General features: G+C 63.4%; 22 protein-coding genes and 1 pseudogene. 10 read left to right on the top strand and 13 right to left on the bottom strand.

What is annotated here, in order from left to right:
• Window positions 1–41: 41 nt before the first annotated feature.
• From AT302_RS01315 to AT302_RS28390, 10 genes are all read left to right on the top strand, one after another.
• Entirely contained in the window at window positions 42–899 is an 858-nt protein-coding gene (locus AT302_RS01315) for a TlyA family RNA methyltransferase (RefSeq protein ID WP_058376862.1), read from the top strand.
• Between the two features lie 37 nt (window positions 900–936).
• Entirely contained in the window at window positions 937–1,767 is an 831-nt protein-coding gene (gene metF / locus AT302_RS01320) for a methylenetetrahydrofolate reductase [NAD(P)H] (RefSeq protein ID WP_058376863.1), read from the top strand.
• Between the two features lie 441 nt (window positions 1,768–2,208).
• Window positions 2,209–3,849 carry an ABC transporter substrate-binding protein gene (locus AT302_RS01325; RefSeq protein WP_058376864.1) on the top strand — a complete coding sequence of 547 codons (1,641 nt, stop codon included), beginning with the start codon at window positions 2,209–2,211 and terminating at the stop codon, window positions 3,847–3,849.
• Between the two features lie 200 nt (window positions 3,850–4,049).
• Window positions 4,050–5,054 carry an ABC transporter permease subunit gene (locus AT302_RS01330; protein ID WP_058376865.1) on the top strand — a complete coding sequence of 335 codons (1,005 nt, stop codon included), beginning with the start codon at window positions 4,050–4,052 and terminating at the stop codon, window positions 5,052–5,054.
• Window positions 5,055–5,066: 12 nt separating this feature from the next.
• The gene (locus tag AT302_RS01335) at window positions 5,067–5,987 is read left to right on the top strand and encodes an ABC transporter permease subunit (RefSeq protein WP_058376866.1); all 921 of its coding nucleotides are present in this window, start codon (window positions 5,067–5,069) and stop codon (window positions 5,985–5,987) included.
• Window positions 5,984–7,009 (top strand): ABC transporter ATP-binding protein, encoded by a 1,026-nt coding sequence (locus AT302_RS01340; RefSeq protein WP_058376867.1) that lies wholly within the window; start codon window positions 5,984–5,986, stop codon window positions 7,007–7,009. Before AT302_RS01335 ends, AT302_RS01340 begins: the two co-directional genes overlap by 4 nt.
• Entirely contained in the window at window positions 7,006–8,052 is a 1,047-nt protein-coding gene (locus AT302_RS01345; protein WP_084655966.1) for a peptide ABC transporter ATP-binding protein, read from the top strand. The genes AT302_RS01340 and AT302_RS01345 overlap by 4 nt, the downstream gene beginning before the upstream one ends.
• 50 nt (window positions 8,053–8,102) lie before the next feature.
• The gene (locus AT302_RS01350; RefSeq protein ID WP_322788724.1) at window positions 8,103–9,050 is read left to right on the top strand and encodes a TraB/GumN family protein; all 948 of its coding nucleotides are present in this window, start codon (window positions 8,103–8,105) and stop codon (window positions 9,048–9,050) included.
• Between the two features lie 146 nt (window positions 9,051–9,196).
• Window positions 9,197–9,451, top strand: coding sequence for a hypothetical protein (locus tag AT302_RS01355; protein ID WP_058376869.1), 255 nt, complete (start codon window positions 9,197–9,199; stop codon window positions 9,449–9,451).
• Between the two features lie 47 nt (window positions 9,452–9,498).
• The gene (locus tag AT302_RS28390) at window positions 9,499–9,750 is read left to right on the top strand and encodes a type II toxin-antitoxin system RelE/ParE family toxin (protein WP_084655967.1); all 252 of its coding nucleotides are present in this window, start codon (window positions 9,499–9,501) and stop codon (window positions 9,748–9,750) included.
• 33 nt (window positions 9,751–9,783) lie between these two features.
• Here AT302_RS28390 and ureG read toward each other — a convergent pair whose 3' ends face one another.
• The 13 genes and pseudogenes from ureG to urtE all read right to left on the bottom strand — a co-directional run bounded on the left by ureG (window position 9,784) and on the right by urtE (window position 20,246).
• Window positions 9,784–10,422: an urease accessory protein UreG gene (gene ureG, locus AT302_RS01360; RefSeq protein ID WP_058376870.1), complete on the bottom strand. Its 639-nt coding sequence runs from the start codon at window positions 10,420–10,422 to the stop codon at window positions 9,784–9,786.
• An 81-nt stretch (window positions 10,423–10,503) separates the two neighbouring features.
• Window positions 10,504–11,229, bottom strand: a complete 726-nt coding sequence (locus AT302_RS01365; RefSeq protein WP_058376871.1) for an urease accessory protein UreF — start codon at window positions 11,227–11,229, stop codon at window positions 10,504–10,506.
• A gap of 196 nt (window positions 11,230–11,425) precedes the next feature.
• Window positions 11,426–12,058, bottom strand: a pseudogene (gene ureE / locus AT302_RS27995) (urease accessory protein UreE); the annotation flags it as partial.
• A 135-nt stretch (window positions 12,059–12,193) separates the two neighbouring features.
• Window positions 12,194–13,894: an urease subunit alpha gene (ureC, locus tag AT302_RS01380; protein WP_058376874.1), complete on the bottom strand. Its 1,701-nt coding sequence runs from the start codon at window positions 13,892–13,894 to the stop codon at window positions 12,194–12,196.
• The gene (locus AT302_RS01385) at window positions 13,891–14,196 is read right to left on the bottom strand and encodes an urease subunit beta (RefSeq protein WP_058376875.1); all 306 of its coding nucleotides are present in this window, start codon (window positions 14,194–14,196) and stop codon (window positions 13,891–13,893) included. The genes ureC and AT302_RS01385 overlap by 4 nt, the downstream gene beginning before the upstream one ends.
• Window positions 14,197–14,227: 31 nt before the next feature.
• Window positions 14,228–14,863 (bottom strand): HupE/UreJ family protein, encoded by a 636-nt coding sequence (locus tag AT302_RS01390; protein ID WP_058376876.1) that lies wholly within the window; start codon window positions 14,861–14,863, stop codon window positions 14,228–14,230.
• 51 nt (window positions 14,864–14,914) lie between these two features.
• Complete coding sequence (locus AT302_RS01395) at window positions 14,915–15,217, bottom strand: urease subunit gamma (RefSeq protein WP_058376877.1); 303 nt, start codon at window positions 15,215–15,217, stop codon at window positions 14,915–14,917.
• Between the two features lie 171 nt (window positions 15,218–15,388).
• Window positions 15,389–16,111: an amino acid ABC transporter ATP-binding protein gene (locus AT302_RS01400; RefSeq protein WP_058376878.1), complete on the bottom strand. Its 723-nt coding sequence runs from the start codon at window positions 16,109–16,111 to the stop codon at window positions 15,389–15,391.
• Entirely contained in the window at window positions 16,098–16,748 is a 651-nt protein-coding gene (locus AT302_RS01405) for an amino acid ABC transporter permease (protein WP_058376879.1), read from the bottom strand. The genes AT302_RS01400 and AT302_RS01405 overlap by 14 nt, the downstream gene beginning before the upstream one ends.
• Window positions 16,745–17,425 carry an amino acid ABC transporter permease gene (locus AT302_RS01410; protein WP_058376880.1) on the bottom strand — a complete coding sequence of 227 codons (681 nt, stop codon included), beginning with the start codon at window positions 17,423–17,425 and terminating at the stop codon, window positions 16,745–16,747. Before AT302_RS01410 ends, AT302_RS01405 begins: the two co-directional genes overlap by 4 nt.
• An 18-nt stretch (window positions 17,426–17,443) precedes the next feature.
• Window positions 17,444–18,214 carry a transporter substrate-binding domain-containing protein gene (locus AT302_RS01415; RefSeq protein WP_058380020.1) on the bottom strand — a complete coding sequence of 257 codons (771 nt, stop codon included), beginning with the start codon at window positions 18,212–18,214 and terminating at the stop codon, window positions 17,444–17,446.
• Window positions 18,215–18,582: 368 nt separating this feature from the next.
• Window positions 18,583–19,440, bottom strand: a complete 858-nt coding sequence (locus tag AT302_RS01420) for an urease accessory protein UreD (protein ID WP_058376881.1) — start codon at window positions 19,438–19,440, stop codon at window positions 18,583–18,585.
• Between the two features lie 104 nt (window positions 19,441–19,544).
• Complete coding sequence (urtE, locus tag AT302_RS01425) at window positions 19,545–20,246, bottom strand: urea ABC transporter ATP-binding subunit UrtE (RefSeq protein ID WP_058376882.1); 702 nt, start codon at window positions 20,244–20,246, stop codon at window positions 19,545–19,547.

Consider the following 20,246-nt stretch of genomic DNA (forward strand, 5'->3'; position numbering starts at 1 on the left):
CGCGCCCGCGTGCCTGCTTTCCTCCGCAGGAATTTGTTGTCATGCCGTCATCCCTTCGTGTCGATCAGGCACTCGTGTCGCGAGGCCTCGCGTCATCGCGTACTGCCGCGCAACGGTTGATCGATGCGGGGCGGGTGTACGTTGCCGACACGGACACCGTCCTCAAGAAAGCCAGCCAGCTCGTGGCGAGCGATGAAGTGCTCGAAGTGCGTGCCGCAGTCGACGGGCTGCCGGGCGAGGATCGCTACGTTTCTCGCGGCGGCTTGAAGCTCGAAGGTGCGCTCGCGGCGGCCGGGCTGGATGCCGATGACCTGAAGGGGCGCACGGCGCTCGACGTCGGGCTGTCAACCGGTGGCTTTGCCGACTGCCTCTTGCAGAAGGGCGTGGCGCAGGTCATTGGTGTGGATGTCGGTCACGGGCAATTGCATGGCCGGATGGTGACCGAGCCGCGACTGATTTCGCTGGAGGGGATCAACGCGCGGTACCTGACGCGCGAAATGCTGGATGCGCAGTTGGCGCAGTGGAAGTCGCCGTCGGCGAGCGAGGGGACGGCTGCGTCGGCACCCGCGTTGACGGCCCCCGAGGCGGGCTTCGATGTGATCGTGGGCGACGTGTCGTTCATCTCGCTCACGCTGGTGCTGCCGGCGCTCGCGCCGCTGCTGGCGCCGGGCGGCGACCTGCTGATGCTGGTCAAGCCGCAGTTTGAAGTGGGACGCGAGAACATCGGGCGCGGTGGCCTCGTGCGCGACGAAGCGCAATATGCGCAAGTGGAGACAAAGATCCGCACCGCCTGCGAGTCGCTCGGCCTCACGGTGGCCGGCTGGTTCGACAGCCCGATTACGGGCGGTGACGGTAACCGGGAGTTTTTCGTGCACGCCACGCATGCCAAGGCGGCATGAGTGCTACGCGAACGGCTCTCTCGATAATCAGAAGATCATGACGCAACCCTCTTTCAGCTTCGAATTCTTCCCGCCCAAGACCGCCGAGGGCGCGGAGAAGCTGCGCGCGACGCGCCAGCAACTGTTTCCACTCGGTCCGAAATTTGTCTCGGTGACGTTCGGTGCCGGCGGTTCGACCCAGCAGGGTACGATCGATACGGTGGTGGAAATCCAACGCGAAGGCGTCGAAGCGGCACCGCACCTGTCATGCGTGGGGTCGACCAAAGACAACATCCGCGACATCCTCCAGACGTACCGCAGTCATGGCATCCGTCACATCGTGGCGCTGCGCGGCGACCTGCCGTCGGGCATGGGCGAAATCGGTGAGTTTCGTTACGCGTCGGAGCTGGTCGAATTCATTCGTGCCGAGACGGGCGACTGGTTCCACATCGAAGTGGCGGCTTACCCCGAGTACCACCCGCAGGCGAAGTCGCCGCGTCTGGACCTCGAACACTTTGCCGACAAGGTGAAGGCCGGCGCCGATTCGGCGATCACGCAGTATTTCTTCAATGCGGACGCTTACTTCCGCTTTGTCGACGATGCCGCGCGCCTTGGCGTGAACGTGCCGATCGTGCCGGGCATCATGCCGATCACGAATTACTCGCAGATGATGCGGTTCTCGGACATGTGCGGTGCGGAAGTGCCGCGCTGGATCGCCAAGCGCCTCGAAGGCTTTGGCGACGACCGTGAGTCGATTCGCGCGTTTGGCCTCGACGTGGTGACCGCACTGTGTGAGCGCCTGCTCGCCGACGGCGTCCCGGGTCTGCATTTCTATACGCTCAACGCGGCAGCCGCCACCAAGGCGATGTGGCAGCGACTGGGTCTGTAAACCGGGTTTACTTCCGGCAATCACAAACTGCGTCAATGTCGGTGCGCCCCATGGCAGGGCGCATCGATCGTCTTCAGGTCTCACGGCCGCGCGCCGCGCACTCGCCGGGCCTTGCCCCTTGCCCCGCGGTACTTCAGACACTTCACATACGCGCTACGGCTTTCAAGTCGTGGCCGCTTTCGCTCCCCGCACCGGTGCAGCGCTGCACCGGTGCGCGTCATCGCTGACTGGGCGGCGATTGCGCCGATCAGGCACCTGAATGTCAATCCTAATCAAAATTAAGTGATTTCCTAATTGAAAACGCTGCAAATCGGCGAATTGCTAGGGATTTGGCGTGTTGTGACGCGAGGTAACCTTCAGTAATATTCCCGGGTGCTCGGCGGCGACCCCTAACCGGACGAACCGATCCTGAGCCTCGAAAAATATCATTCCGAGGAGCCTATGAAACGAACCCACACCCTGCGTTTGCTTTTGGCTGCTACTCTGCTTGCCGGCGCGACCGCGATCCAGTCCGCCGCAGCAGTCGAGCTCCCGAACAAGACCCTTGTCTACTGCTCTGAGGGCAGCCCGGCCGGCTTCGATCCGGGGCAACTGACCACCGGCACGGACTTCGATCCTGCCGACGCCATCTACAACCGTCTTATCGCGTTCGTACCGGGCGAAACCGGGGTGATGCCGTCGCTCGCCGAGAAGTGGGACATTTCGCCGGACAACAAGGTCTACACCTTCCATCTGCGCAAAGGTGTCAAGTTCCACACCACCGAATACTTCACGCCCACGCGGGACTTCAATGCCGAAGACGTGAAGTTCACGTTCGAGCGCATGGGCGATCGCGAGATGCCCTTCCGCAAGGCTTATCCGGCTGAGTTTCCGTATTTCGTCGACATGGGACTCCAGAAGGACATCGACCGTATCGAGATCGTCGATCCGTACACCGTGCGCTTCGTGCTGAAGCAGGTCGACGCACCGTTCATCCAGAATCTGGCCATGTCGTTCGCGTCGATCCTTTCGAAGGAATACGCAGACAAGCTGCTTGCCGCGAACAATTCCCGCGACATCGCGCTCAAGCCGGTCGGCACCGGGCCGTTCATCTTCCGCAGCTACACGAAGGACGCCACGCTGCGTCTGGATGGCAACAAGGACTACTGGAATACGAATCTGCCGCCGAAGGTGGGCAAGCTGATCTTCGCGATCACCACCGACGCCAACGTCCGTATCCAGAAGCTCAAGCGCAACGAATGCCAGGTCGCAACGTACCCGCGCCCGGCTGACGTCGATTCGCTCAAGGCTGATATTTCGGCGCAGGGCAAGGCGTCGAAGCTGAAGATGCCGGATCAGGTCGGTTTCAACCTCGGCTATGTGGCGTACAACGTGCAGAAGAAGCCGCTCGACCGCGTGGAAGTGCGTCAGGCACTCGACATGGCGATCAACAAGCAGGCGATTCTCCAGTCCGTCTACGGCTCGGCCGGACAGTTGTCGAACGGCGCGCCGATGCCGCCGACGCAATGGTCCTACGACAAGAACATCAAGCCGTCCGGCTACGACCCCGAGAAAGCCAAGGCGTTGCTCGACAAGGCAGGCGTGAAGGGTATCGAAATCACGCTGTGGGCGATGCCGGTGCAGCGTCCGTATAACCCGAACGGCAAGCTCATGGCCGAAATGATTCAGGCCGACTGGGCGAAGATCGGCGTGAAAGCGAACATCGTCACGTACGAATGGGGTGAGTACATCAAGCGCGCGAAGGCTGGCGAGCACGATGCGCTGCTCATTGGCTGGACCGGCGACAACGGCGATCCGGACAACTGGCTCGGCGTGCTGCTCGGCTGCGATTCGATGAACGGCAACAACTTCTCGAAGTGGTGCTACAAGCCGTTCGACGATCTCATCAAACAGGCACGTCAGACCACGGACGTCGCGGCGCGCACGAAGCTGTACACGCAGGCGCAGGAAATCTTCGCGCAGCAACTGCCGTTCTCGCCTATCGCGCACTCCACGCAATACAAGCCGATGGCGACGAACGTGAAGGGCTTCAAGCTCAGCCCGTTCAGCCGTAACAGTTTTGCTGGCGTGTCTCTCGACTGATACGCGATAAATGCTCGACTGATCGGGTTTCACTGCCCGGTAACACGCAATAGATTGGTATCAAGCAGGCAGACCCGGCCGCCGCGCCGGATCTGCCTGCCGCACCAAGACAAACGGTCGTTCACGACTGAATAACGCGGCACAGCGCCACCCGTCCTGCCGCCGGGGGCGGGCGGTGCGCAAGCCCACGGAACCCTCATATGCTGAGATTCGTCCTGCGACGACTGGGCATGGTGATCCCGACCTTTATCGGCATCACCGTCCTGGCGTTCGCGCTGATCCACCTCATTCCCGGCGATCCGATCGAAGTGCTCGTGGGCGAGCGAAACCTCGACCCCGTCATGCACGCCGAAGCTATGAAACGGCTCGGGCTCGATCAACCGCTCACCACCCAATACTTCGTCTATCTGAAGCACGCCGCGCAAGGCGACCTCGGGCGCTCCATCGTGACCAACGAAGGCGTGCTGCACGAGTTCTTCTCGCGCTTCCCCGCCACGCTCGAACTGGCCACGTGCGCGATGCTCTTCGCGCTGATCGTCGGCCTGCCTGCCGGTGTCGCCGCGTCGTTGCGGCGCGGCAAGATGCTCGACCACACCACGATGGGGGCGGCGCTGACCGGCTATTCGATGCCCATCTTCTGGTGGGGGTTGTTGCTGATCATGCTCTTCTCGGTCGATCTGCAATGGACGCCCGTGTCGGGGCGCATCGGTGTGGAATACGACGTACCGTTCGTGACCGGCTTCATGCTCATCGACACGCTGCTCTCGGGGGATCCGGGCGCGTTCTCGTCCGCCGTGAGCCATCTGATTCTGCCGACCATCGTGCTCGGCACCGTGCCGCTAGCGGTGATCGCGCGCATGACGCGCTCGGCCATGCTCGAAGTGCTGCGTGAGGACTACATCCGGACGGCGCGTGCGAAAGGGCTGTCGCCTTGGCGCGTGATCGTCGTGCACGCACTGCGCAACGCCCTTATTCCTGTGATTACTGTGATTGGGCTGCAAGTCGGCACGCTACTGGCGGGCGCGGTACTCACGGAGAACGTGTTCTCGTGGCCCGGCATCGGTAAATGGCTGATCGACGCCATTTTGCGACGCGACTATCCGGTGGTGCAGGGCGGGATTCTGCTCATCGCGACGGGCGTCATTCTGGTCAACTTGCTGGTCGACGTGCTCTACGGCGTCGTCAATCCGCGCATTCGGCACTGAAGGAGGTCAACAATGAGTGACACGCCTGCTACGCTGCCGCCGCCCGCCGCCATTACGGCCACGCCTCGCGCGCGCCTGGTGCGGGAATTCCTGCGCAGCTTTACCGCCAATCGCGGCGCGACGTTCGCCGCGATTATCTTGATATTGATGTTCCTTGCGGCCATCTTTGCGCCGATGATCGCGCCGCACAGTCCCATCGAGCAATACCGCGATTTCGTGAAGATTCCGCCCGCTTGGTTTGACGGTGGCAACGCACGCTTTCTGCTCGGCACCGACGAAGCCGGGCGCGACATCCTTTCACGCCTGATCTTTGGGGCGCGCCTGTCGTTCTGGATCGGTCTGTCGTCGGTGGTGTTGTCGCTGATTCCGGGCATTCTGCTCGGCCTGCTCGCGGCGTTTTTCCCGCGCTGGCTCGACACGCCGATCATGCGCCTGATGGACATGATGATGGCGCTGCCGTCGCTGCTGCTGGCCGTGGCCGTGGTGGCCATCATCGGGCCGGGACTCGCTAACACGACCATCGCGATTGCCATTGTGACGCTGCCCGCGTATGTGCGTCTCACGCGCGCGGCCGCCATCGGCGAATTGCAGCGCGAGTACGTGACTGCCTCGCGTATGGCCGGTGCCGGCACGCTGCGCTTGATGTTCTCGACCGTGCTGCCGAACTGTGCGGCCCCGCTGATCGTGCAGGCGACGCTGAGCTTCTCGGTGGCCATTCTCGATGCGGCGGCGCTCGGCTTTCTCGGGCTGGGCGTGCAACCGCCGCTCGCCGAGTGGGGTTCGATGCTCGCGTCGGCGCGCGACTATATGGAAAGTGCCTGGTGGATTGTGACGCTGCCGGGTCTTGCGATCGTCATCTCGGTCCTTGCGATCAACCTGGTCGGCGACGGCCTGCGCGACGCCCTCGACCCCAAACTGAAGCGAATCGCATGAGTCTGCTCACTATCCGCAATCTATCGGTCGACTTCGAAGGGGCACGCGCCGTCGAAGGCATCGACCTCGACGTCGGCCAGGGCGAAATTCTCGGCGTGGTCGGCGAGTCCGGCTCGGGCAAGAGCGTGACGATGCTCGCGCTCATGGGGCTGATCGACGCCCCCGGGCGTGTCACTGCCGACGAAGTCAGCTTCGACGGACGCGACCTGCTGCACGCCTCGGCGCGGCAGCGACGCAACATTGTCGGGCGCGACGTGTCCATGATCTTTCAGGACGCGCTCTCGAGCCTGAACCCGAGCTATTCCATCGGCTATCAGATCGGTGAAGTGCTGCGCCGGCACATGGGACTGCGTGGCCGGGCGCTGCGCGATCGCATCGTGGAGTTGCTAGAACAGGTGGAAATTCCCGATGCCGCGAACCGGCTCGGTGCGTATCCGCATCAACTCTCGGGCGGGATGAACCAGCGCGTGATGATCGCGATGGCGATTGCGTGCCAGCCGAAGTTGCTGATCGCCGACGAACCGACGACCGCGCTCGACGTGACCATTCAGGCGCAGATCATGGCGTTGCTGCTGCGTTTGCAGCGCGATCACGGGATGTCGCTCGTGTTGATTTCGCACGATCTGGCCGTGGTGGCCGAAGTGGCGCACCGCGTGGCCGTGATGTACGCGGGGCAGGTGATCGAGGTGCAGCAGGTCCCGGCGCTGTTCGACGCACCGCATCATCCCTACACCGAGGCGCTGCTTGCGGCGATTCCTGAACACAACCGAGGCGTGCGACGCCTGCATACCTTGCCCGGCGTGGTGCCGGGCCGCGACGATCGGCCGGCCGGGTGTCTGCTGTCGCCGCGCTGTCCTTATGCCGATGATCATTGCCGCACGGTGCAACCCAAGCTTGAGCCCTATACCGGGCCGACAGCCATCGGGTCGCCGCGCGTGCGGTGCTTCAAGCCACTGCCACATGCGGCGGGTGGTCTGACGGGTGGTACGGCAGGTGGACTGGTCACCGGAGGTGCGCAATGAGTGAAACCGTTTTCGCGACGCCGCCGGGCGGCCCGGACACTCCGCAAACAACGACGCGTGAGCGTGAGCCGAATCGTACCGTGCTGGCCGCCCGCGATCTGAAGCGTTTTTACACCGTCAACCGGGGCATGTTCCGTGCGGACGCGAGCGTCAAGGCCCTGAACGGCGTGTCGTTCGAGTTGTCGGCTGGCCGGACACTGGCCGTGGTGGGCGAGTCGGGGTGCGGCAAATCGACGCTGGCACGGGTGCTGACGTTGATCGAGCCGCCGACGTCCGGCACACTCGCCATCGACGCGACCGAGACAACCGGGGCATCGGCGGGCGATCTGGCCCCGTTGCGTACGCGGGTGCAAATGGTGTTCCAGAACCCGTACGCGTCGCTCAATCCGCGCAAGACGGTCGGGCAGGCGCTGGATGAGCCGCTGGCCATCAATACGGCGCTCACCCGCGCCGAGCGGGGCGAGAAGATTGCGGCGATGATGCGCACGGTGGGGCTCCGCCCGGAGCATGTGGCGCGGTATCCGCATATGTTCTCGGGCGGGCAGCGGCAGCGCGTGGCGATTGCGCGGGCGATGATTCTGTCGCCGGCAATCGTGGTGGCGGACGAGCCGGTCTCGGCCCTGGATGTCTCAATTCAGGCACAGATCCTGAATCTTTTCATGGATTTGCAGGACCGATACGCGACGAGTTACGTATTCGTGTCGCATAATCTCGCCGTGGTCGAGCATGTGGCCGACGACGTGATGGTGATGTATCTCGGCCGCGCGGTCGAACACGGCCCCAAGGCCGCCGTGTTTGGCCGGCCGCTGCATCCGTACACCAAGGCGCTGATGTCGGCCACGCCGGCCATCAAGCCGAGCGAGCGGCGCGTGAAGATTGCGTTGATCGGCGAGTTGCCGTCGCCGCTGCGCCCGCCGCCGGGGTGTGCGTTTGCGCCGCGCTGTCCGTATGCCGTCGACCATTGCCGAGAGGAAGTGCCGCAATTGCGCGAGCTCGAAGGACGTCTGGTGGCGTGCCATCGGGTTGAAGACATTGAGGGATGACGAGATTGGGTGGACCACCACGCGCGACGCATGTCCGTCGGGGCGTCGCTTTGACCGGTTGGCTGCTGGGCTGCCTGCTGATGACGCTCGCCGTCACGCTCGATGCGGCATCGACGGTGACACCTCGCGTCGTTACGCCGCGGGCGTTGCCGCTGGTGGTGCCCGAGCCGGGCGAATCGCCGCCCGGCGCCAATCTGCCGTTCTACGAAGCCCGCAAGGGCGACATGACGATCTACGTCATGGGCACCCTGCACGTCGGCAAGCCCGACGACTATCCGTTCCGCAAAGTGGTGGTCGATGCGCTGCGCGTCTCGAAGGTGGTGGCGTTCGAGCTCTCGCCTGACGATCTGACGATGTCGCAGGACGACGTGCAGAAGTACGGCATGTGTACGCGCGCGTGTCTGCCGAGGATGATTCCGGCGCCGCTATGGCGCAAGTTGCGCGACCGCCTCAAGGGCAATCCGGCGATGCTCACCGAGATTCGCCACATGCGGCCGTGGCTGGCGGCGCTGCTCGTGGAGACGCTCGACTCGATGGGGGCCGACCTGCAAACGGAATACGGCACCGAGAATCAGTTGGAGAACATCTACCGCGGGCGCATCGTCGGGCTGGAGTCGTTGGCCGAGCAGATGGATGCGTTCACGGGGTTGTCGGCGGCACAGCAAAACGAGTTGCTGGCGCAGGAGCTGGTGCTGACGCCCAAGAAGGCCACGGCACAGGTGGAGGAGTTGCACCGGCTGTGGCGCGCGGGCGACGCGGAGCTGGTGTTCGACTGGTCGCAGGGCAAGGCGGCACAAGTGCGACGCAATGTGGCGCTGGCCGACGCCATCGACGAGCGCATTCTGTACTCACGCAACCGCCGCTTTTTGGCGCGGATGCTGTTTCTCGCGGACCCGGGCAAGCCGGTGTTCGTTGCCATCGGCACGCTGCATCTTGGCGGCCCGCATGGCGTGCTGCAACTGCTGCGAGAGCATGGTTTCTCGGTAGCGCAGCGCTAGTCCGAAACCCGCTTCGGACATCAGGGCGGTTCCGTTAGGAATCGCCCGATAACTTCCCGACCCGCATTGACGTTCCCCACCGTGGACGGTTAATTTGTGATCACTCGCTTGAGTGGCCCCCCAGCCAACGGAACGCTGTCATCACAATGACCATCGATATGGAGTTTTACAACGACGCTGCCAAAGAAGTCGTTGCCACGCAGCGCATGACAACGGAATTCCCCTCTGTTTCCATGCGGGAATATTCGACGCCACACTACGATACCGAGGCGTACGACGAGGGCATGATTCAGAGCGTCCTCGAAGGTCTCGCCGATCTTGAGGCCGGGCGGACGATCCCGGATGAGGTGGTCAGCGCTGAAGCTGATGCGTGGGTAAGGAGCGCATTGGAACGCTTGTGAGCACGACAATTCGCTGGACGCAGCGTGCGCAACGAGATCGTATCGTCATGAGAAATACGCTGGCAAACCTAAGTCTGAGAGCCGCGGTACATTTTGAAGAACGGATAAAGCACGCAATGAAAAACTTGCGTGCTTTTCCATCGATAGGTCGCTTGGGCGAGCTGAGAAACACACGTGAGCTAGTCGCTCACAGACATTACCGATTGGTTTATCGACTAGGAGAGAACGCAGTCACCATCATCGCACTACATAACGTCGGTCGCCCTTGGCCTCCCAAGGTCCATTCGTACCACGATTGACCCTTCCATTCGGCCGGTGGCCCTCGCATCCCCTCAAGCCAGCATCCCTCGCGCCTCAATAAACTGGATGATTTCCTGAAGGCCCTTGCCTTCCTTCATGTTGCCCATGACGAAGGGGCGCATGCCGCGCATTTTCTGCGTGTCGGCGCGCATGATGTCGAGCGACGCGCCGACGTAGGGCGCGAGATCGGTCTTGTTGATGATCAGCAGATCGGATTTAGTGATGCCGGGGCCACCCTTGCGCGGAATCTTCTCGCCACCGGCCACATCGATCACGTAGATCGTCAGATCGGATAACTCGGGGCTGAACGTAGCCGCGAGATTGTCGCCGCCCGATTCGATGAACACGACATCGGCATCGGGAAAGCGCTCCAGCATGCGCTCGACCGCTTCAAGATTGATCGAGGCGTCTTCGCGAATCGCCGTGTGCGGGCAACCCCCCGTTTCCACGCCCAGAATGCGCTCGGGTTCAAGGGCGCCGGCGACAGTCAGCAGGCGCTGATCTTCCTTCGTGTAGATATCGTTGGTGATGACCACGAGATCGTAACGGTCCCGCATGGCTTTGCAGAGCATCTCCGTCAGCGTGGTTTTGCCGGAGCCGACCGGGCCGCCGATACCGACACGCAGCGGCGGATTCTTCTTGGTACGACGGGCGTTGGCAGATGTCGTCATAAGGAGTGTCGTGAGTGGCACAGAGTGATGAGGGTCGAATTGGGGGAGTGAAGCGGCGAGCGCGCGAAGCACACGCACACCTCACGAACGGAACAGCCTTGAGTACTGCGTCTCGTGGCGCGACGCCAGAATCGCGAGCGCCGGAGAAAACGTATTGATTCGGTCGTCGGGCAATGTCGCGGCGCGGTGCGCAGCGTCGATGATGCGCGGCCGCAGTGCCACGATCACGCGCTGCGCAGCGAGTTGCCCCAACGGCACCGCTTTGAGTGCACCCGCCACCTGATTTTCCAGCCAACTGAATGCGTAGGCGACGAGCATGTCCGCAAGCGGCGCGCCATGCGTGAGCGCGGCGAACGCAAATGCCGTCGGTAACGCGATCGGGCGAATCGACGCCAGTTGCTCACGTTGCGCGGCCGTGCCCCACTCGAGCGACATCGCCAATTGCGTGAGCGACCAGCCCATTTGTTCGGTTTCGGCGCGAAGCTCGGCAGCCTCTCTCGTCGCCAGCAGCCAGTCGTTCACACGGATCAGTGCGGTGAAGTCATTCGCTTGCCAGTGACGCCATTGTCTCGCGAGCAGTGCCAGCTCACCCGTGGTGAACACCCCGTCGAGTTGACTGGCGATCCAGCGTTCTGCCCCGGGAGCATCGACGATGATGCCGTGCTCGACAGCGGCTTCGAGCCCTTGCGAATAGCTGAACGCCCCGATGGGCAACGCGGGCGACGCAAGGTGGAGCAGCGCCGCAAGCGATTGCAGCGACGCCGCCGCAACGGGCTCAGTGAGAGGACTGGCCAGACTTGCCGTCATCGGGGGCGCTCGAAGGAGAAGCAGTGGGATTCACAGACGCATCGCTTTCGCTGGAAGACGAATGCGCGTGATCGTGGCCGCAGTCAGGGCCGTGAACATGTGCAGGCGCGTGCGTGTGGCCATGATGGGCATGGTCATGCCCGCAGTCGGGACCGTGAACGTGCCCATGATCATGACCACATTCGGCGGTATGCACATGCCCGTGCGAGTGCCCGTGATCGCAATCCGGGCCGTGAACGTGCGCATGACCATGCTCATGATCGTGATCGTGGTCATGCGAATGGGAATGCGAGTGCCCATGGTCATGCGAATGTCCATGGTGCTCATGGAAAACCTGCTGCGCGAGCGCATAGTCTTCCGCGAACGTCGCGTCGTGGCCGTGTTTGTGGCCGCCGCCGTAGGCACCGGCTTCCGGCTCGAAGGGCATCAGCGCTTCGGCCACGTCGACATCCAGTCGCAGCAGCATATCGCGCAGCACCGGATCGGATTCGAGCTTGAGATACCCGTCGCCAACTTCGACCGGCGTATGACGATTGCCGAGGTGATACGCTGCCCGGGTGAGCGCGAGCGGCGTCGATGCCGTCACCAGCAACACCGTTTCCGGCGCGGCCTCTACGCGAATCAATCCACCATCGTCCGCGACCAGCACATCGCCACCGCGCAGCACCGTGCCGCGCGGCAGGAACACCGCGACTTCTTCACCGGTTTCCAACGTGGCACGCAGACGGCTTTTGCCGCGTGCATCGAAGGGCAGCACCAGCGCAGGTGCACGACGTGCGAGCGGTGCCGCGATGCGACCGGCTTCGAAGCGCTTCTCGACGCGACGCAGCGTCGCCGAAGAAGACGATGAGGACGGCGAAGACGACACAGCATCCGCCTCGTCGTCAGCGTGAAGATGAGAGGAAGAATCGGGCGCGGAGTCGGGTGCTGAATCGGGCGCTGAATCGGAGGCTTGCGACATGGTCTAGAAAAGGAAATAACGTTGCGCCATCGGCAGCACGGTCGCCGGCTCGCACGTCAGCAGTTGCCCGTCGGCGATGACCTGATAGGTCTCGGGGTCGACGCTGATCTGCGGCAGCCAGTCGTTGTTGATCATGTTGGCTTTGGTCACCTGCCGGATATTGCGCACCGGCACGATGCGCTTGGACAGACCGTAACGGCCCGCCACGTCGCCATCGTACGCCGCTTGCGACACGAACGTCAGCGAGGTGCGCGCCATCGCCCCGGCGCGCGCCCCGAACATCTCGCGATAGTGCACGGGCTGCGGTGTCGGGATCGACGCATTCGGGTCGCCCATCAGCGCTGACGTGATCATGCCGCCTTTGAGAATCAGCGACGGCTTCACGCCGAAAAACGCCGGTTCCCACAGCACCAGATCCGCCCATTTACCCACTTCGACCGACCCAATTTCATGCGCCATGCCGTGCGTGATGGCGGGGTTGATCGTGTACTTCGCCACATAACGCTTCACGCGGAAATTGTCCGCTTGCGCCGAGTCGGTGCCTAGCGCGCCGCGCTGCACCTTCATCTTGTGTGCCGTCTGCCATGTGCGCAACACCACTTCACCCACGCGCCCCATGGCTTGTGAATCCGAGGAGATCATCGACAACGCGCCCAAGTCATGCAGGATGTCTTCGGCGGCAATCGTCTCGCGACGGATGCGCGACTCGGCGAAGGCAATATCCTCGGCAATCGCGGGGTCGAGGTGATGGCACACCATCAACATGTCGAGATGCTCGTCGAGCGTGTTGATGGTGTAAGGCCGCGTCGGGTTGGTCGACGACGGCAGCACATTCGGCTCGCCGCAGACCTTGAGAATGTCAGGCGCGTGTCCACCGCCAGCACCTTCGGTGTGATACGTGTGAATCGTGCGGCCCTTGATCGCCGCGACCGTCGCTTCGACAAAACCGCCTTCGTTAAGCGTGTCGGTGTGAATGGCGACCTGCGTATCGGTGGCGTCGGCGACCGACAGGCACGCGTCGATGGCCGCCGGGGTCGAGCCCCAGTCCTCGTGCAGCTTCAACCCGATGGCGCCGGCTTCGATCTGCTCGGTGAGCGGCTCGGGCTGACTCACGTTGCCCTTGCCGAGAAAGCCGAGGTTGATCGGCCAGCCGTCCGCCGCCTGCAACATGCGCTCGATGTGCCACGGTCCGGGTGTGCACGTCGTGGCATTGGTGCCAGTGGCCGGGCCGGTGCCGCCGCCCAGCAACGTCGTCACGCCCGACGACAGCGCCTCTTCGATCTGTTGCGGACAAATGAAGTGGATGTGCGAATCGATACCGCCCGCCGTGACGATCATGCCTTCGCCCGCGATGACTTCGGTGGCGGCGCCCAGCGGAATCGTCACGCCCGGCTGAATATCCGGATTGCCGGCCTTGCCGATGCCCCAGATGCGGCCGTCTTTCAGCCCGATGTCGGCTTTGACGATGCCCCAGTGATCGATGATCACGGCATTGGTAATGACGGTGTCCACCACGTCGGCGCGCGTGCGTTGCGACTGGCCCATGCCGTCGCGAATGACCTTGCCGCCGCCGAACTTCACCTCTTCGCCATAGATCGTGTAATCGCGCTCGATCTCAATGATGAGTTCCGTATCGGCCAACCGCAGCCGGTCACCGGTGGTCGGGCCGAACATCTCCGCATAAGCGCGGCGTGAAATCTTCATAAGGCCCCCATGACACGCCCGGCAAAGCCGAATACGCGCCGATCGCCCGCCAGCGCAACCAACTCGACCGTGCGTTGCTGACCCGGCTCGAACCGCACGGCAGTCCCGGCGGCAATGTTCAGACGAAATCCGCGCGCAGCTTCTCGGTCGAATTGCAGCGCGTCGTTGACTTCATAGAAATGGAAATGCGAGCCGATCTGAATCGGCCGGTCACCGGTGTTGGCGACCGTCACGCTGATCGTGGGGCGTCCCACGTTCAGTTCGATCTCGCCAGCAGCGGTTAGCAGCTCTCCGGGAATCATGCGTGTCTCCTCAAGGGGGCTACGTCCGCGCTCAGGCCGCGACGGCCAGCAATGACACGCCGTACGCCAGCACGCCCGCGCCCAGCAGGCGCGGCACCCACACCGTGCGCTCACGCAGCGCGACACCCGCCGCGATGCCGATGCAATGCAGCCCGCCCGTGGCGAGCAGGAAGCCGGCCATGTAATGCATGGCACTGGCTTCATCCGGCAACTCGGCACCGTGCGCGAAACCGTGGAAGATAGCGAACGCACCAACCACGGCAGCCCCGGCCCAGCCCGGCAACTTCGTGCGTGTGGCGAGCATCAGCCCGAGCACCAGCAGCGAGACGGCGATCATCGGCTCAACGCCCGGCAACGCAAACCAATGCGACATGCCGAGCAAGCCGCCGACAGCAAGCATCGCGACGAACGCGATGGGTGCCAGCCAGACGCGGCGGGAGGTGAGCGCGCTCCACAGGCCGACGACGATCATGGCGCACAGGTGGTCGGCACCGGTGAGCGGATGGACGAAGCCCGCGACAAAGCTGCTGGCGGCGTCATGCCCCGGGTGGCCCGGATGCGCGAGCGCAGCACCCGACGCGGCGAGCAGGGCGAGACCGGCAACCGCGCGTGACCAGCGGCGAGTCGATGAGGGACCGGATACGGTGAACGAGTGATCGCGTGACATGGTGCGTCCTTCGGGTGTTGTTATTGACGTCTACTGACGAGAATTGATGAGTTACGGAATCGGGTGATGCACGGTCACGAGTTTCGTGCCGTCGGGAAACGTGGCTTCGACCTGAATGTCGGGAATCATTTCGGGCACGCCGTCCATCACGTCATCGCGCGTGAGCAAGGTCGTGCCGTAGTGCATGAGTTCGGCAACCGTTTTGCCATCGCGCGCGCCTTCCATGAGCGCTGCGCTGATGAAGGCCACGGCCTCCGGATAGTTCAGCTTCAGGCCGCGTGCGCGCCGGCGTTCGGCGAGCAAGGCGGCGGTGAAGATGAGCAACTTGTCTTTTTCGCGAGGAGTGAGCTTCATCGTGACAGGTGAATTTCAATGCGAAGCAATTAGGGTGGACAGGCCCTGAGGCGCGCTGTAGCTGCTCATCATAAGCACGGCGATCACGCCGCGCCACTGCTCTTTGACACGATTAGAGGGCGCACCAAAATCGTGCGAATGACCCATCGGCAGCGCCTTTCCACTGAGACGTTATTGGCAGATAAAACGCTGCAATTCCGGCGTCGTCGGGCGGGTGAACAGCGCCTCGGGTTCGCCCGATTCCCAGATCTTGCCCTGATGCATGAACACCACCCGATCCGACACGTGGCGCGCAAAGCGCATCTCGTGCGTGACCAGAATCAGCGTCATGCCTTCTGCCGCCAGATCTTCCAGCACCTTCAGCACTTCGGCGACCAGCTCTGGGTCGAGCGCCGACGTAATTTCATCGCACAGCAGCACTGCGGGCGACATGGCGAGCGAACGCGCAATCGCCACGCGCTGCTGCTGACCGCCCGAGAGTTGCGACGGATAGCTGTCGAACTTGTCGGCGAGCCCGACCTTGGCGAGCATGGCGCGGGCGACTTCACGGGCATCGCCGGACGCGGTCTTCTTCACGACCTTTTGCGCGAGCATCACGTTCTCGCCAGCCGACAGATGCGGGAACAGGTTGTACTGCTGGAACACCATGCCGACCTTCAGGCGCAGGGCGCGCAGATCGGTGTCGCGTGCGCCGACGAGCACGCCGTCGACCGCTACGCTGCCGGCGTCGAAGTTCTCCAGACCGTTAAGCGTGCGCAGCAGCGTGCTTTTTCCCGAGCCGCTCTTGCCGATGATCGACACGACCTGACCGCGCTCGACGCTCATGTCGATCCCCCTCAGCACGGGGTTTTCGCCGAAGCGCTTTTGCATGCCCCTGACTTCAATGAGCGACATGGAGTTTCCTTTCGAGATGACGCGCCCATAACGACAGCGGATAGCAGGCAGCGAAGTAGAACAGAGCGACCAGCCCATAGACGGTGAACGGCTGGAAGGTCGCATTGGTGAGCATGGTGCCGGTCTTGGTCAACTCATCGAAACCGATGATCGAGGCGAGCGCCGTGCTCTTGACCACCTGCACCGAGAAGCCGACCGTCGGCGCGATGGCGATGCGCAGCGCCTGCGGCAGAATCACGTGACGCAACTGCTCGCCGTAACGCATGGCGAGGCTCGACGAAGCCTCCCACTGCCCGTGCGGAATCGCATCGACGCAACCCCGCCAGATCTCCGTGAGATAGGCGCTGGTGTACAGCGTGAGACACACGGCTGCGGCAACCCACGGCGAGACTTCCAGACCCAGCAACGGCAGACCGAAGAAGACCAGAAACAACTGCATGAGCAGCGGCGTGCCTTGAAACACTTCGATATACAGCGCGACGGCACGTGCCGCCCATTGCACGCGGCCCACGCGAATGACCAGCAGCACGAGCGCCACGAGCCCGCCGCAGACGAAGGCGATCGCCGAGAGCGCGAGGGTCCAGCGCCCGGCCATCAGCAGGCCGCGCAACATGTCCCAGAGGGTGAATTCCATCATCGCGCACCCCCTTTGACCGTGCCGCGAAACAGACGCCGTGCGCAGCGCATCAGCACACGGCGAAGCGCGATGGCCAGCACGAGATACACGCCCGTGACGATCAGATAGCTTTCAAATGCGCGGAACGTGCGCGACTGGACGAAGTTGGCCGCGTAAGAGAGATCGGGCACCGAGATTTGCGATACCACTGCGGAGCCCAGCATGACGATGACGATCTGACTGGCGAGTGCAGGGAACACCTTCGCAAATGCCTGCGGAAGAATCACGTGACGCAGAATCTGCGCGCGCGTCATCGCCAGCGATTGCCCGGCTTCCGACAGCCCGCGTGGCACCGCGCGCATACCCGCACGAATGATCTCGGTCGCGTAGGCGCCGAGGTTCACGCTCATGGCGATGACGGCCGCCGTGGTCTCGTCAATATGAATGCCCAGACTCGGCAGCCCGAAGAAGATGAAGAAGAGCTGCACGATGAAGGGCGTGTTGCGAATCAGCTCGACGTAGAGCCCGGCGATGGCCTTGGCCCAGCGCGAGCCCTCCTCGCGCGCGACGGCGCACAGCGCGCCGATGACGACACCCACTACCGTAGACACAGCAGTGAGCGCCACCGTCAGCGCGGCGCCTTTTACGAACAGCATCAGGTATTGCCGCAGATCGGCAAAATCGAGAACGTAGTGCATCGGAGGGGCAGACCCGTTTTACAGGTCGGCAGGCAGCGGGGCGCCGAGCCACTTCTGCGAGATCTTGCCCAGCGAGCCGTCCTTCTTCGAGGCCGTCAGGATGTCGTTGACCTTCGCGAGCAGGCGCGGCTCGTTCTTGTTCAGGCCGACAAAGCAGGGCGAGTTCTTGATGAGGAACTTCGGTTCCGGCAGCTTCGGCGGGTGCTTGGCGAGAATGGCGGCGGCGACCACGTTGCCGGTGGCCACCAGTTGCACCTGACCCGACAGGAATGCCGAGATCGTGCCGTTGTTGTCTTCGAAGCGCTTGATGGTCACATCGGGCGGCGCGACCTTGGAGAGTTCAAGGTCTTCCACCGCGCCACGCGTCACGCCGATGGTCTTGCCCGAGAGATCGGCGGGCTTGGCAACGGCGATGTCTTTCGGACCGAACACGCCGTTGTAAAACGGGGCATAGGCTTCCGAGAAGTCGATGACTTTCTCGCGATCGGCGTTCTTGCCGAGGCTGGAGATCACCAGATCGGCTTTGTTCGTGGTGAGGTACGGCACGCGGTTGGCGCTGGTCACCGGCACGAGTTCGAGCTTCACGCCCATGCCCTTGGCGAGCAGCGCGGCGGTGTCGATGTCATAACCGACCGGCTTCATGTCCGGGCCGATCGAGCCGAACGGCGGGAAGTCGGCGGGCACGGCGACACGCAGCGTCCCGCGCTTGGTGATGTCGTCCAAGCCGTCGGCATGGGCCGCGCGCGGCATGGCGACAGCGAGCGCGGCGATGGCGCTCATCGAGAGCATTAGTGCGGTGAAGACACGGCGGGCGCGAGCGCGCGCGCCAACGGTAGCAACGACGGCATGGTGCGGGACGGCAGTACGGGTGAACGGCAGCATAGCGGCAACCTCGGTTCGGTGTATCGGGGGCGAGCGATCCGGCGACAGGAGCGTCCCGGCGGCCGGATCATCTGGTCTGACCGGTCGATACAGTGAGGTAGCAGGAATCGTGCCTGAGGCAGAGAAAGACCGTGCGACGGTGCTGCCGACCGGATCCACGCGCGCATTGCCGTGTCGGGAACGCGCCGCGTCGGGCCATGCGCCACCGATAACGCCCTGAATTGGTGCGTCAGCGCGGTGTCGCGCAGGAGGGTGTCACCGTTTTGGTGCCGGGGTCAGGTTGCCCAAAGACGCAGCGGTTCGGCGGGTACGCCATGCACGATCGGGCGTAATGCCAGCCAGTGCCGGATCATCAACTGACGCACGGTTTCCATGTCGTGACCCAGCACGCGCAATACCAGCACGTTGCCCGGCAGGCAGGTCACCCCCGCGCGCAAATCATCCTGAAACGGCAAGTCTGCGGCGAGCGTTTCGGCGAATTCGCGTGTGCACGCCGGGCCAACCGCCCATAGCGTCGCGAACACCGGGAAGCCCGCGAGACCGGTCACGCCCGTGCGTTGCGCATCGTCGGCACCGAGTACGGCCTGCTCGGCCCAGAGCAGGCGATCTTGCGCGTCGCGTAGTTCGAACGTCGCGCGCCACTGGCCTTGCGTCCATTGTTCGCCTGCTGCCTGACGGCCGAGCAGCGTCGCGTCCCAACCGATGACAGTGGCGTTCTCGCCAAGACGCACGCGGATGTTCTGCTTCGCATCGGCCTGTTCGAACACGATGTTCTCAAGCGGCAGCCAGTCGAGTTTTGCGCCCGCGCCGAGCGTGAGCGCGATGTCCTGCGTGCCAACGCGGCCTTGCGACTTGTACCACTTCGTCGCACCGGGCGTGGTCAGCACAGCATGCGCGCGATCCTCAAGCCGGACGTCGATGTCGAGACTGTCGCCGCCCGCGATACCCCCGGGGGGATGCACAATCACGGCGTGGCAAATGCCCGGGCCTTCGGGATGCAGCGATTTCTGCACGACGAGCGGGCCCTGATGACGGCGTGTCGCGAGCACGGTGCGCTCGCCCGTGCGTGCGAAGCCGAGCGAGAGCGCGGCATGCCAGCCGGGGATGGATGGGTTCGGGGTGTTCATGAGCATCAGGCGATTCGGATTGCCCGAAATCTAGCACGGCGCAGCGCCGTCATCGGCAGGGCCGGGCGGCGAGCGCTTGCGCAGAATGCAGTACAGCGGTATCGCGAAGATCAGACCGCCACCATATGCCGTACGCCATCGGCTTCCATGTCTTTGCCGAGACCGCTGGCCACGATGGCGCCCCGGCTCATCACGCGATAGTGATCGGCGAGCGCGAGGGCGAAGTCGTAATACTGCTCGACGAGCAACACCGTCATGCCGCGCTCGTCCACCAGCCGGCGCAGCGTTGCGCCGATGTCCTTGATAATCGACGGCTGAATGCCTTCGGTCGGTTCATCGAGAATCAGCAGTTGCGGGTCGCTCATGAGCGCCCGCCCGATGGCGAGTTGCTGTTGCTGACCGCCCGACAGATCGCCGCCGCGTCGCTGCTTCATGTCGCGCAGCACCGGAAACAGATCGTAGATATGACTCGGAATGCCGCGCTTGGCCTCGCGAGCGGGCTTGCTTGCCGCACCGATCAGCAGGTTCTCTTCAACCGTCAGGCGCGGGAAAATTTCGCGGCCCTGTGGCACGTAAGCGAGGCCAGTGGCCACGCGCGCGAAGGGCGGTGCCGAGGTGAGGGTCTTGCCACGCCATGCGATGCTGCCCGACTTCACCGGCACCACACCCATGAGGCATTTGAGCAGCGTCGTTTTGCCGACACCGTTACGGCCCAGCAGTACGGTGAGTTGCGCGTCGGGCACGGTGAACTCCACGTTGCGCAGGATGTGGCTGCCGCTGTAGTACTGATTGAGTGCGTGAATTTCGAGCAT

Origin of the sequence: Pandoraea norimbergensis (genome assembly GCF_001465545.3) — a bacterium.
In the GTDB taxonomy this organism is placed as follows: domain Bacteria; phylum Pseudomonadota; class Gammaproteobacteria; order Burkholderiales; family Burkholderiaceae; genus Pandoraea; species Pandoraea norimbergensis.